We start from the raw sequence: 15896 nt of genomic DNA on the forward strand, positions 1-15896 counted from the left end.
GCTACCGCCCCGGTGCCGACCGAACCCCCGAAACGGGTGCGCTCAACAGGGAGACCACGACGGCGTCGTTCTTGGTGCTCTGCTGCCCGATCTCCGAGAAACCCAGCCGTTTGTGGAACGCCAGCGATTCCGGGTTGGCCGGTCGCAGGTTGACCTCGCAGAACACCACGTCCACGGGCAGGGCGCGTGCCGCGTCGAAGACCGCCGAATAGAGCCGGGCGCCGAGGCCCCTGCCGCGGTGGCCGGCCGCCACGACGATGCGGTCCACGTAGAGAAATGACTCGGCGCGACCGGAGAAATACCGGTAGTTCTCGCTGGCATAGTCCGCGCCGGCCGCGAACAGGATCGCGAAGCCGAGAACTGTGTCGGGCTCGGCATCCGACACCACCGCGATCGCGCTGTGGCTGGTGGCTATCAGTGCCGCCAGCTCGTCGGGGCCGAGGTCGTTGACCGCTGGCACCGCGGCGCTGTTGAGTGCGAGCAGCTGGGCGGAATCGGTGGTGCGGACTGGACGCAGGGAGAGCAACGGGGTCATCGTCATCCTCCGACGCTAGCCGATGGGGCGGCGCCGGCCGCCTAGCCGCGGCCGGTGGAGAGCAGTAGGTTGCGGCTGCAGGAGTCAGCGTCCCACAATGTCAGGAGGAGTCATGCGTGGTCGTGAAGTGGTCTGGTTCAATTCGATCGGACTGACTGATATCCCTCAGGTCGGCGGCAAAAACGCCTCCCTGGGCGAGATGGTGCGCTCGCTCTCGGCTCGGGGTGTGCGGGTGCCGAACGGCTTTGCGACCACCGCGGATGCCTACCGCGCCTTCATCGCCGCCAACGGGCTGGAACCCGTGATTCGCGAGCAACTCGACCGGTACCACTCCGGCGACGCGTCGCTGCGGGAGACCGGCCAGAACCTGCGGGAGGCCTTTCTGGCCGGCGAGTTCCCCGCGGCCATCGCAGAGGACATCAGGGTGTACTACCGCACCCTGTCCAAGGACGCCGAGGTGGCCAATCTTCCGGTCGCGGTGCGCAGCAGTGCCACCGCAGAGGACCTGCCCGATGCCAGCTTCGCCGGCCAACAGGAGACCTTCCTCAACGTCAGCGGTGAGCGCGACCTGCTCGACGCCTGCCGGCGCTGCTACGCGTCCCTGTTCACCGACCGGGCGATCAGCTATCGCGAGGTGAAGAAGTTCGACCATCTCGACGTGGCCCTGTCCATCGGCGTGCAGCGGATGGTGCGCAGCGACCTGGCCGGGTCCGGCGTGATGTTCTCCATCGACACCGACACCGGGTTTCCGGGGGCCGCCGTGATCAGCGCCGCCTGGGGGCTGGGTGAGACCGTGGTGCAGGGCGCCGTCGACCCCGACAAGTACCTAGTCTTCAAGGCACTGCTCGACGAACCGGACTGCGAACCGATCATCGAGAAGACCCTGGGCCGGAAGAATCGCAAGATGACCTACGCCGAGGGCGGCAGCGCCCGCACCCGGGTGATCGACACCCCGGAACGCGAGCGCCGGGCCTTCGTTCTAGGCAACGCCGAGATCGTGCAGCTGGGACGCTGGGCTGCAATCGTCGAAGACCACTACGGCCGGGCGATGGACATGGAATGGGCCAAGGACGGCCTCACCAATGAGCTGTTCCTGGTGCAGGCGCGGCCGGAGACCGTGCACTCGCAGAAGAGCCTGACCCGGTTCTCGGTCAGCCGCCTCATCGAGAGCGGACCGCTGCTGGTCTCCGGTGTGGCCATCGGCGACAGCATCGCCTCCGGAACGGCGTGCGTGATCCGGGACCCCGCCGACATCGAGAACTTCCGCGACGGCGCCATCCTGGTCACCGAGATGACCGACCCGGACTGGGTGCCCATCATGAGCCGGGCGTCCGGAATCATCACCGACCACGGCGGCCCCACCAGCCACGCCGCCATCGTGAGTCGCGAGCTCGGAGTGCCGGCGGTGGTGGGCACCCGCAACGCCACCGAGGTGCTTGCCGAGAACACGCCCATCACGATCTCCTGCGCCGAGGGCGACGAGGGGTTCGTGTACGCGGGAATCCTCGCCGCCGAGACCGAGCAGATCGACCTCGGGGCCGTACCGATCACCCGCACCCAGGTGATGGTCAATATCGCCAGTCCGGCCGCCGCCTTCGAGTGGTGGCGGCTGCCCACCGCCGGGGTGGGCTTGGCGCGGATGGAATTCATCATCAACAACCTCATCAAGGTGCACCCGATGGCGCTTGTGCACCCGGAGCGGATCACCGACCCGGCGGTGCAGCGGCAGATCAGTGAGCTCACCCGCGGCTACGACGACCTCGGTGAGTACTTCGTGAACACCCTGGCCCTCGGCATCGCGAAGCTGGGCGCGCCGTATTACCCGAACCCGGTGATCGTGCGCCTGAGCGACTTCAAGTCGAACGAGTACGCACACCTCATCGGCGGAGACGTCTTCGAGCAGGCCGAGGAAAACCCGATGCTCGGCTTCCGCGGGGCGTCCAGGTACTACGACCCCAAGTACGCCGAGGGTTTCGCGCTGGAATGCCGGGCGCTCAAGCGCGTACGCGAGCGGATCGGCTTCAGCAACGTGATCGTGATGGTGCCGTTCTGCCGCACCACAGCGGAGGCCGACAAGGTGCTTGCTGTGATGGCCGAGAACGGCCTCGTGCGCGGTGAGAACGGGCTGCAGGTGTACATGATGTGCGAGATCCCGGCCAACGTCATTCTGGCCGAGCAGTTCGCCACCAGGTTCGACGGCTTCTCGATCGGCTCCAACGACCTCACCCAGCTGGTCCTCGGCGTCGACCGGGACTCCGGCGACCTGGCGGCGCTCTTCGACGAACGCAACGAGGCCGTGACCCGGATGATCAGCGAGGCCATCGAGAAGGCCCACGCGGCCGGCATCAAGATCGGTATCTGCGGGCAGGGGCCGAGTAACTACCCCGACTTCGCCGAGTTCCTGGTGGGCGAGGGCATCGACTCCATCTCGCTCAACCCGGACTCGTTCCTGAAGACCGTGCACCTGATCAAGGAAGCCGAGACGGCGGGGGCGGCCGGCGAATGGCCCCGACCCACCCGGGTGACCATGTGAGGCGGGGCGCCGCCGCTTAGACCGTGTCCTCGTCTGGGCGGGGTGCGGTGCCGTCGGCCTCTGGGCCGTCGAGCACCGCACGTTCGTAGTCGGACTCCGCGGCGTCGGCGACCTGCCTGGCCGCGATGACCCGCTCGCTGATCCGGTGTTCGACGGCCTCGACCATCGCTACTTCCTCGGGGGAGGCATTGGCCAGCAGATCCTCGAGATTGTCGGGATCACGGTGCATGGCCTCGATGGCGGAGACCTCGGCCCTGGCCACCGCCGCACGGCTCCGCAGGAACGTGATGTGCGCTTCCCACGTGCTCTGCTGCCCTGTGCTGTCCTGCCGGCCTTGGCCGGTCCCAGTCTTGCTGGACTCGTTCTTGTTGCCGCTCACGGCGCCTCCCTTGTCGGTGGGAGCCTAGCGCCGCATCCACCCCCGCGTAATGCGTGCGCGCCTTCACGAGAGTGCGCAGCCGGGGGAGTCAGTCATAGGCGCGCAGCAGCTGCCAGCGCGCGCCGCTGTCGTCGTGCTGGATGTCGAAAACCAGCGAGGTGCCGTCGTCGGCGGTGCCCTGGCAGCGCCAGGCGGCCACGGGTTTGGGCGGGTGGGTGAGAAAGTGCAGCAGCTCGTCGGGCAGCGACGCGGACGCCGTCAAGGGCGTGGGAGTGTCGGTCACCCTGAACCGGCGGGCCCGCCAGACCAGGCGGACCGGAGAACCTTCCGGGGAGACCCAGACCGCGACGGTTTCATTTATCAGACTCATGGCACATCACCTCAACAGATAGAACATATGTTCGAAGTTTACTCCGCGAGGTCTGACATTGCGAGAAAAATGACGTGCTCACCGAACCCGGGGCAGGGGAGGAGCCCTAGGCCGAGGACGACGCGTGAGCCGACTCAGCAACGGCTGATAACTGCGCCATAGCCGCCTCATAGGAGCGCCCGGCTAGATGGACATCGTTGCGTTACCGATTGTTCATTTGGAGGACACCATGTTGCAGGCCGCGATCATCCTGATCGATCTGCTCTTCATCAGCCTGCTCACGTTCGGGCTGTATTTCCCACGTCACCGGCGTCGTGACCTCGTTGTCGCGTACCTCGTCGTCAATGTCGGCGTCCTGGCCGTTGCCCAGGTGCTCGCGTCCAGCACCGTCGGCGTCGGCCTCGGGCTCGGCCTCTTCGGCGTGCTGTCGATCATCCGGCTGCGCTCGAGCGAGATCGAGCAGCACGAGGTGGCGTACTACTTCGCAGCGCTGGCCATGGGCCTGCTCGCCGGCCTCAGCACCGAACCCACCGTGCTCACCGTGGTCCTGATGGCCCTGATCCTGGCCGTGGTCTACTTCGGTGACAGCCCGCGCCTGTTCCGCAGCTACCGCCAGCAGACGGTGGTACTGGATGCCGCGTTCGCCGACGAGTCCGCCCTCATCGCCCACCTGGAGGGACTGCTTGGCGCCCGGGTGCACGGCGTTCATGTGCGCAGCCTCGACCTCGTGAACGACACCACCCTGGTCGACGTGAGGTACCAGGTGAGTGCCGCACGCTCCGCCGCCGCGCTGCCGGACTCGGCGGGCACGGCCGGCACCGCGGTGCTGCAGGAGTCGGGCCGATGAGCGCCGTACCGATGAGTGCAGTACCGATGAGTGCCGTGTCGACGGCCCCAGTGCCGGTGGTGGACGTTCCACTTCCGGGCCTGGCCACCATCGACCTGGCCGAGCTCACCGAGCGGGCCGGCCTGCTCACCCGCGTCGACCGCAAGTACGTGTTGCCCCGTTCCGGACTGCACGCCGTCCTCGACGACCTCGACCCCTCGGTGCGAGTGCTCGACATCGACGGGGTGCGCTCCAGCGCCTACGAATCGGTGTACTTCGACACCCCCCGCCTCACCAGCTTCCTGATGGCGGCGCATCCGCGGCGGCGCCGCTTCAAGATCCGCACCCGCACCTACGTCGACTCCGCCCAGAGCTATCTCGAGGTGAAGACCCGCGGCGGTCGGGGTGCCACCGTCAAGGACCGGCTGCCGTATGCGCTGGACGACAGGGCCACGCTCACCACCGAGGGTCGTCAGTACGCCGACTACGTGCTCGACGAGGCCGACATCGAGGGGGCCAAGGGGCAGGACCTCGTGCCCACCCTGATGACCAGGTACCTGCGCACGACACTGTTCGTGCCGGAGTCCAGCAGCCGGGCCACCATCGACACCGGACTGTCCTGGGCCATGCTGCCCGCCGGGCGGCGAGCCGCGCCGGCCACGCCCGAGTCCCGGCTGGACCGGCCGCAGCTGGTGATCGTGGAGACCAAGTCGGGGGCACGGGCATCCGCCGTCGACCGGATTCTCTGGGCACACGGCCACCGCCCCGCCACCATTTCGAAATACGGCACGGGCATGGCCGCCCTGCGAGGCGACCTGCCCGCCAACAAGTGGGCCCCGGTCCTGCGCCGATATTTCCGCTAGCCCTGCCCGCTGGCCCTGCCCGCCGCGCCCACCCACCCTGCTGATCCACTCTCCTGATCCGCTCTCCGACCCGCTCTGACACCCCATCGATTGTGAGTACCCCATGAAGAATTCGCCCCATGACCCCGGCACTGCCGGGCCCCGCCAGCGCCGCTCCGGCGTGAAGGCCTGCACCTACACGGTGCTGCCGTTCCTGGTGACCGTCGCCCTGCTGACCGGATGCGCGGCCGTCGCCTCGACCACCGACTCCACCGCCACCGGTTCGTCAGCGGACACCGCCGCCGGGGTCGCGATCGACGACTCCACCACCGCCGCCGAGGTGTTGGCCGCCAACCAGGAGACCCACGACGACGCCGCCGACTACGAGTGGGACGCCGCCGACGTGGTGCAGATCGCCCTGGACGGCGACAACGCCACCGTCGACAGCTCGTCAGGGAGCGACGCCGTGACCATCTCCGGCAGCACCGTGACCATCACCGCGGCGGGCACCTAAGAGCTGAGTGGGGCCCTGGACGACGGCCAGATCGTGGTCGCATCCGCCGGGGAGGGCACGGTGCGCCTGATCCTCAACGGCGTCGAGGTCACCAACTCCACCGGTGCGGCCCTCGTCGTGACCGAGGCCGACGAGGCCATGATCGTGCTGGCCGACGGCTCCAGCAACTCCCTGGCCGACACCGACAGCTACGCCGAGGACGCTGACGCGAACGCGGCGCTCTACAGCGCGGCCGACCTCACCATCACGGGTACCGGCTCGCTCGACGTGACCGGAAACGGCAACGACGGCATCACCAGCACGGATGGCCTGATCATCAACTCGGGCACCGTCACGGTGACCGCGATCGACGACGGCATCCGCGGCAAGGCCTACCTTTCGCTCGCCGGCGGCACCGTCACCGTGACCGCAGGCGGCGACGGCCTCAAGTCCGACAACGAGGAGGACAGCACCCGCGGCTACATCTCGCTCGCCGGTGGGACCGTCGACGTGACGGCCGCCGGCGACGGTCTGCAGGCGTTCACCGATGTGGTGCTCTCCGGGGCCGATGTCACGGTCGAATCCGGCGGCGGCCACACGGCGACGGTGTCGGAGGACATCTCGGCCAAAGGCGTCAAGTCGGGCGTGGTCACCGTCGTCGACGGCGGCACGCTCACCGTCGACGCGGCGGATGACGCCCTGCACTCCGACGGCACCGTGCGGATCGCCTCCGGCACGGTGACCCTGGCGGCCGGAGACGATGGTGTGCACGCCGACACGGCGCTGGACGTCATCGGCGGTGACACAACCGTCACGACCTCGTATGAGGGCTTCGAGAGCACCGCCATCAGCATCGGCGGCGGCACCGTCTCGATCACCGCGGACGACGACGGCATCAACGCGTCCAGCGGCACCAGCACCGCTGCCCAGGGTGGCGGCATGGACGCCGACGGCGGGGAGACCGTCACCATCACCGGTGGCAGCACGGTCATCAACGCCGACGGGGACGGGTTCGACTCCAACGGCTCGGCGACCATGAGCGGCGGCATCCTCGTGGTGAACGGTCCGACCAACAGCGGCAACGGTGCTCTCGACGTGAACGGCACCTTCTCCGTGACGGGAGGAACCCTGTTGGCGGCAGGCAGCGCCGGAATGGCCGTGTCGCCCGACTCGGGATCTGCGCAGTCGTTCGTGGCGGTCTCGTTCGACTCGGTGCAGGCCGCCGGAGCCACCGTGCAGCTGGTGAACAGTGCCGGTGACGTGGTGATGGCCTTCGCGTCGACCAAGGACTTCCAGTCCGTGGTGTTCTCGTCCGACGAACTTGTCGACGGCGAGAGCTACAGCGTCTACGTGGGCGGAACCGCCAGCGGCGAGATCGCCGACGGGGTCTACTCCGACGGCGACTACTCCTCGGCCGCCAAGACCAGCAGCGTCACCGCCGGGGTGGCCGTCACCGGAACGATGGGCGGTGGCGGGGGAGGCGGACCCCGCTGACCGGTGATCGCGGTCACCCGGTGGTCGGGGAGTGCGGCGGGGATGACGCGGCCGGGCGGCGGCGCTACCATCGCGGCATGATTCGCATTCTGTTGCGCGCGCTGATCTTTCTGCTCTCCGCGGCCCTGGGGCTCTGGGTGGCATCGCTGGTCCTGCCGGACCTCACGGTGACCGCGAGCGGGTTCGTCACCGCGGCGGTCGTGTTCGCCGTGACCCAGAGCGTGCTCTCGCCGTTCCTCGCCAAGGTCGTCGCACGGGGTGCGCCGGCGTTCCTGGGTGGCATCGGCCTGCTGTCGACGTTCGTCGCGCTGTGGATCGCCTCGCTGTTCCCCGGCGGGCTCACCATCACGGGGTGGCAGACCTGGATCCTGGCCGCACTGGTGGTCTGGCTGGTCACGGCCGTGGCGACGCTGCTGCTCCCGTTGGTGTTCCTGCGCGAGGCGAGGGGCAAGCGCGCCGGTGTGACGCGCCCGATACCCTGACGCCGGATGCCGGCGGCGGGCTCAGGGGCGGCGCAGGCCCACCGCGGTCAGCACCAGGCAGCCGGCGCAGGTCGCCGCCAGCAGCGAGAGCATCAGAGGGTAGCTCGCGAACTCGGTCAGGCTGGCGAAGAGCACCGGGAGCAGGAAGCCCACGTAGGTGAGGCTGTAGTACACGCCGGTGATACCCGCCAGGTCGGTGGGAGTGGAGATCCGCTGGATCTCGACGAGGCCGGCGACCACGGTGATGCCATAGGCGGCCCCGAGCACGATTCCCGTGATCAGGGCGAGCACCGGGGACAGGGTGACGGCCGTGGCGACGGCGCTGAGCACGCCGACGAGCATGACGCCCATGCCCACGAGGATGGCGCGGCCCCGGGTGAGCGAGTTGAGCCTGGAAACCTGAGGCTGCACGAGGGCCCCGGTGCCCAGGGTGACCACGGTCAGGAGGGTGGCGAAGGCCAGGTTGAGGTCACCGAGCTGCGACTCCACGAGCTTGGGCATCATGGCGTAGGCGATGCCGGCGGCGCCGAACACCCACGGGGCGGTCGGCAGCACCACACGCAGGAAGCGGCGGTGGCCGGCCAGCGGTACCTTGAGGTCACCCCAGAGTGAGGCGTGAACCCTGCTGCGTGGCACGGTCTCCGGGGTGCGCATCAGGCGGGGCAGGATCAGCAGGCTCAGCAGGATGTGCACCGCGTAGGGCAACAGCGTGGGTAGCGGGCCCCACTGGGCCAAAACGCCGGACACCCCGGCGCCCAGACCGAAACCGACGGTCAGGGTGAGGGCCGGCCGGCGCGCCCCGGCGGAGGGACGGGCCACCAGATCGTGTGGGGCGCTGGAGAGCTCCTTGATCCACGCGGTGCCGACAGACATCGCCACGCCCACGCTCAGGCCGGCCAGGAACCGGCCCAGGCAGATGACAACCTCGCTGGAGAAGCCGAGGCCGAGCAGGACGCTGGCCAGAATGCCGGCCAGGACACCCGCGACCACGAGAGGTTTGCGCCCGTAACGGTCCGAGAGGGTGCCGGCCAGCAGGAGACCGGGAACCAGTCCGACGACGTAGAAGCCGAGGAACAGGTCGGCGGTCACGGTGGAGTAGTGGCCCAGGGTCTCGTACATGTGCAACAGCGGGGTGAAGTGGTTGCCACCCCACGCCATCACGAACAGGGCGGGAGCAGCGAGGTGCCAGGGGGCAGTGGTGCGGTCAGTCATGGTGCTTTCCGGTTGGTCAGAGCATCCGGGGCACGCGGTGCCCCGATTCCAGGTGGGCCCGCAACAGCTGGTCGTAGGCGGCTGTGTCGCCGACTTGCAGGTGTTCGGCCAGCAGGCGGTGCTCGGCGATGAGCCTGTCGATGGTGTCGGGGTCGCGCACGGCCACCCTGTGCACCAGCCGTTCCAGCCGGGGGCCGAGGCGGGAATAGATCTCGTCGATGACACTGTTGTGGGTCTCGTCGACGATGCGGGAGTGGAACCTGTGGTCGGCTCGGGCGTAGGCCAGGAGGTCGCCGGCGGCGGCGGCATCCGTCTGCGCCTGGATCAGGGACTGCAGCTCGGCATCGACGGCGTCGATCCGGCCGGGGCGGTCGCCGAGGAGCTGCACGGCCTTGGTCTCGAGCAGTATGCGCACCTGCAGGAGCTCGGCGGTCTCGATGTCGTCGACCGCGGTGACGATGGCGCCCTTCTTGGGGAAGAGCCTGAGCAGTCCGGCCGACTCGAGCGTGAGGAACGCCTCCCGGACCGGTGTGCGACTGAGCCCGAGCGTGGCGGCGACGTCCCCTTCGGTGATGAGGGCACTTGCCGCGAGTTCGCCCGAGATGATGGCGTCGGCCACGTGGGAGTAGGCACGCTCTGCCGCGGAGGGGCCGGTGCCACGGGAACTGGAGGCCCGGGAACTGGAGGCCGGTGAGAACTGCATTCCCCCAGCGTACCGAGAAAACCGGTTGATAAATGCATCAATAACCTCAACATGGTTCATGGGCGGCCGCTCGGGGCGCTGGCAGTAGAGTGCAAATGTCGTGAGCCGATGATGCCTCGCCCCAAAATCTGCCGACGCGACCCGTGTCGAACCCCCGGCCCGAGTGGAAGAGCATCTGATGAGCGAACGAACCATTGTGATCACCGGCGCCAGCGACGGCATCGGTGCGGCGGCCGCGCGAGCGCTGGCTGCGGCCGGTGACCGCATCGTCGTTGTCGGGCGCTCGCCGCAGAAGACCGAGGCGGTCGCCGCCGAGATCGGCGCCGATCACTTCATCGCCGACTTCAGCAGACTCGCCGAGGTGCGCACCCTCGCCGCCGAACTGCTCAAGCGCTACCCGCGCATCGACGTGTTGGCCAACAACGCCGGCGGAATCCTGGGTGACCGTGAGGTCACGGTCGACGGCCACGAGAAGACCTTCCAGGTGAACCACCTGGCGCCTTTCCTGCTCACCACCCTGATGATGGACCGGCTCCTCGCCAGCCGGGCAGCGGTGATCAACACCTCGAGCGCCGCCAACCGGTTCGGCCACATCGACCTGGATGACCTCGAGAACGAGCGCAAGTACTCGCCCAACAACGCCTACGGTGACGCGAAGCTGGCGAACATCCTCTTCACCAAGGAATTGCACCGGCGTTACAGCTCGCAGGGACTCGTCACGGCGGTGTTCCACCCGGGCATCGTGGCCACGAGCTTCTCCACCGAATCCACGAGCATCATGCGGCTGCTGTATCAGACCGCGCTCAAGCGCATGCTCATCACGCCGGAGAAGGGCGCAGACACCCTGGTCTGGCTGGCGAGCACGACCGCGGGGGTCGACTGGCAGTCGGGGGAGTTCTACGAGAAGCGCCGGGTGCACTCCACGAACCGACAGGCCTCGGATGCGGGCCTCGCGACGGCGCTCTGGGAGCGCAGCATCGACATGGTCGCCTCCGACCTGCTGCCGCAGGGCAGCTGACCCCGCTCAGCCAACTGTTCCCTGTGCGGACATCTGCGCCTGGTGTGCCTGGACCACTTGTCCGCAGCGGCAACAGGTGCGCCGGGGAAGGCCGGGGGAGGCCGGCTCAGGCGATCTTGGTCAGGGCCGTGAACGACATAGTGGCCGACTGGCCGTTCTGGCAGGTCTGGTACAGCAGGTCGTAGCCGCGGGGGAGGTCGGCTGTGCTGTTGCGGTCCGCGTTGAGCATGGCCACGATGCCGTCCACCCGGTAGGTTCCCGCGTGCACACCGGTGAGGGTGATCACGGTTCCGGCGTCGTCGGGGAAGTCCTTGCCGCCGCACGACCAGTGCTCGGCGATGGTCGGCACGTCCTGGTAGTACGCGGTCACGTCCACGGAACCGATGCACTCGTCGAGCTCCGGAGTCCAGCCGGTGGCGTGCACGTTGTTGGAGTAGCGCTCGCGGAGGATCCGGTCCTGCTCGGCCTGCCACTCGGCCATGGCCGCCGTGACGGCCGCCACGGGAGCGGCCAGGTCCCCGGCGACGCCGTGGACGCCCTCGGCGGCACCGAAGTCGAAGGCTGACAGGGCGCGGGCATTCTCGCGGACCCCGGCGCCCAGCTCGAAGAGGGCGGGTGCAGCACTCCCGGTGGCCGCTGCGCTCTGGGCCGCCGTGAGCTCCTGCGCGGCCGCGCTCAGCCGGGCGGTCGCGGAGTCGATCGCGTCGGCCAGCTCGAGTCGGGGCTGTTCGGTGAGTACCTTGCCCTCGCTCGCGTCCAGGAGGGCGATCGCCTCGTCGAGGGAGGTCTCCCCGTCGGTGACGGTCTGCGCCGCCCGCGCCTGGTCGCTCTGGAAGAGGGCGGCCGCGGCAGCGTACTCACCCTGGGCCGCCGCCAGTGACACCCCGCGCACGACCAGGACGACGACCAGCAGGAGTATGACGGCGGCCGCGGCCACGATCATCCGGGCCCGGGTGCCCGAGGGCCGCCATGCCGACGACAGGCGCGGGCGAGGCGAGTGTGGCGTTTCTGCTGAAATTCGTGCCACCCCCGGTGCATGTGTGTGCCGGTCGTGTTGCCGTCACCTGATCTGAAATACTACCGACTGGGTGTTGCCAACACCTTGATGATTCACATCGGTACCTCGGGCTGGAGCTACGACCACTGGGAGAACGTGCTCTATCCCTCCGGCCTGCGGGTTGTGTGACGAGCTGGGCGAGAGGCGCTGAGTGCGGAGCTCGGGGTATGACAAAAGGCGCAATGGCCCCTGGCGTTCGGAGCGAGGGTGAGATATGCAAAGCGGTGCCAGCGTGCGGAAATACTACGTGGAGCTTGTCAAAGCGCAGGTCACCGTGAAATCACCCGCATAGAATTGTGGCCCCGGGCGCGATCTGACGAGTCAGCGTGCCACTGAGGCACCGGCAGAAGGTGCGTTTCAAACAGAGGTAGTCATGACCGAGACCCACGTCGCGTCCGCAGTTGTCGCCGAACTCACCGCCGTGCTCTCCAGCGCACAGATCGTGACGGGGCCCCGCACCGAGAGCAACCGGCGCGACCAGTCGGAGGGCACCCTGAGCGGCGAGCCTCTCGCCGTGGTCTTCCCCGCCAGCACCGAGGAGGTCGCCGCCGTCGTCACGATCGCGGCCGCCCACCGCATCCCGATCGTGCCGCAGGGAGCCCGCACGGGCCTGGCCGGCGGGGCGAACGCCATCGAGGGCGCCATCGTGCTCAGCACCACCAGGCTCAAGAAGATCCTCGTCGTCGACGCCGCGAACCAGACCGCGACAGTTCAGGCCGGTGTACGCACGATCGCGCTGGCCCGTGCGGCCGAGGCCGTCGACCTGTTCTACCCGCCGGACCCCGGCTCGTGGCGCGCCTCGACCATCGGCGGCAACGTGGCCACCAACGCCGGCGGGATGCTGTGCGTCAAGTACGGCGTGACCGGCAACTTCGTGCGCCAGCTCACCGTGGTTCTTGCCGACGGGTCGATCGTGCACACCGGCCAGCGCACCATCAAGGGCGTCGCAGGCTACAACCTCACCGCACTGCTGGTGGGCTCGGAAGGGACGCTCGGGATCATCACCGAGATCACCGTGGGCCTGCTGCCCAAACCCGGCAGTCCCTCCGGCGTCGCGGCGACGTTCGCCAAGGTCGAGGATGCCCTGGCGGCCGCTAATGCCATCGTCGCCGGTGATCGCCGGCCGAGCGTGTTGGAGTTTCTCGACGGTGCGTGCATCGCCGCCATCAACGCCTTCGATCCGGCCTCGACTCTGCCCGCCGGCGCCGGCGCGCTGCTGCTCGTGCAGTCAGACCAGATCGGTCAGGCCCACGACGACGTCGAGGTCTACGCCGGGATGTTGCGCGCCGGGGGAGCCGTGGAAGTCACCATCGCGCATGACACCGAGTCGCTCGATCAACTCATGAGCGCACGACGACTGCTGCACCCGGCCGTGCAGGCCGTGCGAGGCGGCTGCCTCAACGAGGACATCACGGTGCCGCGCTCCCAGCTGCCCGCCCTGCTCGCGGGCCTGGCCGAGATCTCCCTGGAGCTCGATGTGCCGATCAGCACAGGCGGTCACATCGGTGACGGCAACCTGCATCCAGTGATCGGCTACGACCCCGAAGTGCCCGGCGAGATCGACAAGGCCCATGCGGCGTTCGCGCGGGTGATCGACCTGGCCATCTCGCTCGATGGTTCGGCCTCGGGGGAGCACGGCATCGGGGTGCTCAAGCGGGCGCACCTCGACGACGAGCTCGGCCCGGTGCTGCGCGACCTGCAGCTGCGCGTGAAGGCCGCCTTCGACCCGCACTCGATCCTCAACCCCGGCAAGAAGCTCTAGGTCCGCGGGCCCGGCCCGCTCGCTCGCGTGGCGTGGCGTGGCCCGGCCCGGCCTGGCCTGGCTCGGCCTGGCCTGGCTCGTCGCCGTCGGACACTCCTGTCGCCGCCGCCCTGATCCTGTCGAGGTAGACCCAGTGCGCCAACACTGGGAAGGCGCCGTCCCGCTGCTCGAGCTTGCCGAGACGTCGTGGGCCGAGCCCGACAACGCCCCATCCCGCTGGTCGAGCTCGTCGAGACCCCGTGAGCCGACCCTGCAAGCCGAAGAAATCTCTGAAACTGCCCTGTGCAAAACTTGACATTAACTCACATTTATCTCTGATTCGTGAGAGAATGGGGTTATGGATGAAGAGCTACTCGGCTCCACCGCACCGACGGGAACTCCTCCCACCGGTCCGAATCTCCACGACTGGAACACCGCTCTGGCCGCTCCGGCTCCGGATGTCACTGGGCTGGATGCCACTGGCCGAGACGCCGCCAGCCTACGAGGCAGTACCGACATCGGGGTCGGTGCTGCGGGCGGCACTGAGTCCGAAGTCGCCACCTTCACTCTGGGCCGCACCCGGGCACGGGGTTCCCGCGGAACACACCCCGGTCCGTCGCGGAGTGGCCCGAGCGTGGGGCAGCCCGTGTGGCGGGATCCGGCCGAACTCCCCGGGGTTCAACGCGCCCACACCGGTGCGTTCGGTGACAAACTCCGAGTCCTCGAGGACGCGGCGGGGATGGTGCAGGCCGTACTGGCGTCGATCGACCTGGACGCGCTCAGCGACGCGGAGGTGGTGGCGTTCACCCAGATGGTCGAACACGCCGGGCGTCCCGTGGACGCGGCCCGGATCGGTGCCGCGACGGTGGTCGGCTACCGGTCCCGGCCCGGGTTGGGCCGGGACTCGATGGCCTGGCGGCTGGGCGCCTCGCACCAAAACGACCTTCTGACCCGGCTGACCCTCGCCTCCCGGCAGGAGATGAAACGACGACTGGCGTTGGGCGAGAAGGTTGCCCCGAGGGTGCTGGGCGGGCAGGTCATCGAGCCGGAGTTCCCCGCGGTCGCCGCCGCGTTGAAAGCCGGCGAACTCGGGGTTGATGCGGCCGAGAACATCGTGAAGGGGCTGACCGATTTCAAGGTGCACGGCCGCTTCGATGCCGACCAGGCTGATGTGGAGTCCGCCGAGGTCATCCTGGTCGAACGGGCGACCGGGTCGGTCTTTGACCGCATCCCCGGCCCTGGCGACACGGACACCGGGAGAGAGGCCGGCACGGGGTTCACCGGTCCGATCCGCCGGCTCCGCGACTCGGACGGCTTCACCTACCCGGCTGATGACCTCCGGCCCCTGGCCGTGCGGATGCAGGCGTTACTCAACCCCGACGGGCTCGCCCCGAATGAGACCACCCTCGAAGCTACATCCACCATCTCGTTCGGTGAGCTCGCCCGGGGCCTCCACCCCTTGCGCGGTGGCGTGACGCCGGAGTTGAAGGGGGTGATCCAGAACCTGTTCAACACGTTCCAATCCGCCCGCTCGGCACCCGCCTTCCCCTCCGCCGAGGAACAGCAGCGCATCGAGTCCGGCGAATTGGTCCCGGGCGAGGTGATCGACGAACGCACCGGCGGCGAGAAACGCGCCGACATCCTCCGCGGCATCCTCGTGCAGGACGCCCAGGACCCCCGCACCCCGACCATGGGCGGCATGCCACCCACGGTGATGGTCCACGTGAACGCGGCCGACTTACTCGCACAGGCCGGGGTGGGCTGGATCGACGGCATTGACGGGCCGATCTCGATGAGAACCATCAACCAGATGATCGACAACGGCGGCTTCCAACCCATCTTCTTCGGCGGCACCGGCGCCGTCCTCGGCCTGGGCAACAAGGCCCGCTGCTTCAGCGCGATGCAACGCAAAATGATCACCGCCAGGGACGGCGGCTGCATCATCCCGGGCTGTGACTGCCCACCCCAATGGACCGAAGTGCACCACGTCATCCCCTGGCAAACCGGCGGGACAACCAATGTGTCCAACGGGGTCCTGCTCTGCTGGTACCACCACCACACCATCGACACCGCCGGCTGGACAATCCGGATGGTCAACGGGCTACCGCAGGTGAAAGCACCACACTGGATCGACCCGACCGGACGATGGCGCACACCCGACAAACACCGGGCCCACGACCGGGAGACCCACCGGCACGACGAGTAGCCCCT

The 15896-nt window shown here is 68.4% G+C and carries 15 protein-coding genes; 9 read left to right on the forward strand and 6 right to left on the reverse strand.

Features of this window, described 5'->3' with window-relative positions:
• Nucleotide 1 precedes the first annotated feature (1 nt).
• Nucleotides 2–541 (reverse strand): GNAT family N-acetyltransferase, encoded by a 540-nt coding sequence (locus tag E3T61_RS15515; RefSeq protein ID WP_134641716.1) that lies wholly within the window; start codon nt 539–541, stop codon nt 2–4.
• 106 nt (nt 542–647) lie between these two features.
• Between E3T61_RS15515 and ppsA the strand changes: the two genes are divergently transcribed.
• The gene (gene ppsA / locus E3T61_RS15520) at nt 648–3068 is read left to right on the forward strand and encodes a phosphoenolpyruvate synthase (protein WP_134641717.1); all 2421 of its coding nucleotides are present in this window, start codon (nt 648–650) and stop codon (nt 3066–3068) included.
• A gap of 16 nt (nt 3069–3084) precedes the next feature.
• On the opposite strand, the gene E3T61_RS15525 is transcribed toward ppsA, so the two are convergent.
• Nucleotides 3085–3447 carry a hypothetical protein gene (locus tag E3T61_RS15525; protein ID WP_134641718.1) on the reverse strand — a complete coding sequence of 121 codons (363 nt, stop codon included), beginning with the start codon at nt 3445–3447 and terminating at the stop codon, nt 3085–3087.
• 88 nt (nt 3448–3535) lie between these two features.
• Nucleotides 3536–3817: a hypothetical protein gene (locus E3T61_RS15530; protein ID WP_134641719.1), complete on the reverse strand. Its 282-nt coding sequence runs from the start codon at nt 3815–3817 to the stop codon at nt 3536–3538.
• Nucleotides 3818–4046: 229 nt separating this feature from the next.
• On the opposite strand from E3T61_RS15530, the gene E3T61_RS15535 reads away from it, so the two are divergent.
• From E3T61_RS15535 to E3T61_RS15550, 5 genes are all read left to right on the forward strand, one after another.
• The gene (locus E3T61_RS15535) at nt 4047–4664 is read left to right on the forward strand and encodes a DUF4956 domain-containing protein (RefSeq protein ID WP_134641720.1); all 618 of its coding nucleotides are present in this window, start codon (nt 4047–4049) and stop codon (nt 4662–4664) included.
• Nucleotides 4661–5506, forward strand: coding sequence for a polyphosphate polymerase domain-containing protein (locus tag E3T61_RS15540; protein ID WP_241992607.1), 846 nt, complete (start codon nt 4661–4663; stop codon nt 5504–5506). The genes E3T61_RS15535 and E3T61_RS15540 overlap by 4 nt, the downstream gene beginning before the upstream one ends.
• 103 nt (nt 5507–5609) lie before the next feature.
• Nucleotides 5610–5999 carry a hypothetical protein gene (locus E3T61_RS22175; RefSeq protein ID WP_198418706.1) on the forward strand — a complete coding sequence of 130 codons (390 nt, stop codon included), beginning with the start codon at nt 5610–5612 and terminating at the stop codon, nt 5997–5999.
• Nucleotides 6000–6014: 15 nt separating this feature from the next.
• On the forward strand, nt 6015–7472 hold the full coding sequence (locus E3T61_RS15545) for a carbohydrate-binding domain-containing protein (RefSeq protein ID WP_255455695.1): 1458 nt from the start codon (nt 6015–6017) through the stop codon (nt 7470–7472).
• Nucleotides 7473–7549: 77 nt separating this feature from the next.
• Nucleotides 7550–7954 (forward strand): phage holin family protein, encoded by a 405-nt coding sequence (locus E3T61_RS15550; RefSeq protein ID WP_134641721.1) that lies wholly within the window; start codon nt 7550–7552, stop codon nt 7952–7954.
• Between the two features lie 21 nt (nt 7955–7975).
• Here E3T61_RS15550 and E3T61_RS15555 read toward each other — a convergent pair whose 3' ends face one another.
• Both E3T61_RS15555 and E3T61_RS15560 read right to left on the reverse strand, forming a co-directional pair.
• Entirely contained in the window at nt 7976–9166 is a 1191-nt protein-coding gene (locus E3T61_RS15555) for an MFS transporter (protein ID WP_134641722.1), read from the reverse strand.
• Between the two features lie 16 nt (nt 9167–9182).
• Nucleotides 9183–9869, reverse strand: a complete 687-nt coding sequence (locus tag E3T61_RS15560; protein ID WP_166793266.1) for a GntR family transcriptional regulator — start codon at nt 9867–9869, stop codon at nt 9183–9185.
• A 178-nt stretch (nt 9870–10047) separates the two neighbouring features.
• Here E3T61_RS15560 and E3T61_RS15565 point away from each other — a divergent pair, with 178 nt between their 5' ends.
• Nucleotides 10048–10887 carry an SDR family NAD(P)-dependent oxidoreductase gene (locus E3T61_RS15565; protein ID WP_134641724.1) on the forward strand — a complete coding sequence of 280 codons (840 nt, stop codon included), beginning with the start codon at nt 10048–10050 and terminating at the stop codon, nt 10885–10887.
• Nucleotides 10888–10993: 106 nt separating this feature from the next.
• Here the strand turns inward: E3T61_RS15565 and E3T61_RS15570 are convergent, their stop codons facing one another.
• The gene (locus E3T61_RS15570) at nt 10994–11830 is read right to left on the reverse strand and encodes a hypothetical protein (protein WP_134641725.1); all 837 of its coding nucleotides are present in this window, start codon (nt 11828–11830) and stop codon (nt 10994–10996) included.
• Between the two features lie 487 nt (nt 11831–12317).
• Between E3T61_RS15570 and E3T61_RS15575 the strand changes: the two genes are divergently transcribed.
• Complete coding sequence (locus tag E3T61_RS15575) at nt 12318–13706, forward strand: FAD-binding oxidoreductase (RefSeq protein ID WP_134641726.1); 1389 nt, start codon at nt 12318–12320, stop codon at nt 13704–13706.
• Between the two features lie 337 nt (nt 13707–14043).
• Nucleotides 14044–15891, forward strand: a complete 1848-nt coding sequence (locus E3T61_RS15580) for an HNH endonuclease signature motif containing protein (protein WP_134641727.1) — start codon at nt 14044–14046, stop codon at nt 15889–15891.
• The last annotated feature ends 5 nt before the right edge of the window (nt 15892–15896 follow it).

The sequence above is a fragment of the Cryobacterium lactosi genome (genome assembly GCF_004403945.1).
Taxonomy (GTDB): Bacteria; Actinomycetota; Actinomycetes; order Actinomycetales; family Microbacteriaceae; genus Cryobacterium; species Cryobacterium lactosi.

Coding starts and splice junctions, on each gene's coding strand:
- E3T61_RS15565 (WP_134641724.1), top strand. CDS start 10,048: ATGAGCGAACGAACCATTGTGATCACCGGCGCCAGCGACGGCATCGGT.
- E3T61_RS15515 (WP_134641716.1), bottom strand. CDS start 541: ATGACGATGACCCCGTTGCTCTCCCTGCGTCCAGTCCGCACCACCGAT.
- E3T61_RS15530 (WP_134641719.1), bottom strand. CDS start 3,817: ATGAGTCTGATAAATGAAACCGTCGCGGTCTGGGTCTCCCCGGAAGGT.
- E3T61_RS15535 (WP_134641720.1), top strand. CDS start 4,047: ATGTTGCAGGCCGCGATCATCCTGATCGATCTGCTCTTCATCAGCCTG.
- E3T61_RS15560 (WP_166793266.1), bottom strand. CDS start 9,869: ATGCAGTTCTCACCGGCCTCCAGTTCCCGGGCCTCCAGTTCCCGTGGC.
- E3T61_RS15550 (WP_134641721.1), top strand. CDS start 7,550: ATGATTCGCATTCTGTTGCGCGCGCTGATCTTTCTGCTCTCCGCGGCC.
- E3T61_RS22175 (WP_198418706.1), top strand. CDS start 5,610: ATGAAGAATTCGCCCCATGACCCCGGCACTGCCGGGCCCCGCCAGCGC.
- E3T61_RS15540 (WP_241992607.1), top strand. CDS start 4,661: ATGAGCGCCGTACCGATGAGTGCAGTACCGATGAGTGCCGTGTCGACG.
- ppsA (WP_134641717.1), top strand. CDS start 648: ATGCGTGGTCGTGAAGTGGTCTGGTTCAATTCGATCGGACTGACTGAT.
- E3T61_RS15570 (WP_134641725.1), bottom strand. CDS start 11,830: ATGATCGTGGCCGCGGCCGCCGTCATACTCCTGCTGGTCGTCGTCCTG.
- E3T61_RS15575 (WP_134641726.1), top strand. CDS start 12,318: ATGACCGAGACCCACGTCGCGTCCGCAGTTGTCGCCGAACTCACCGCC.
- E3T61_RS15580 (WP_134641727.1), top strand. CDS start 14,044: ATGGATGAAGAGCTACTCGGCTCCACCGCACCGACGGGAACTCCTCCC.
- E3T61_RS15555 (WP_134641722.1), bottom strand. CDS start 9,166: ATGACTGACCGCACCACTGCCCCCTGGCACCTCGCTGCTCCCGCCCTG.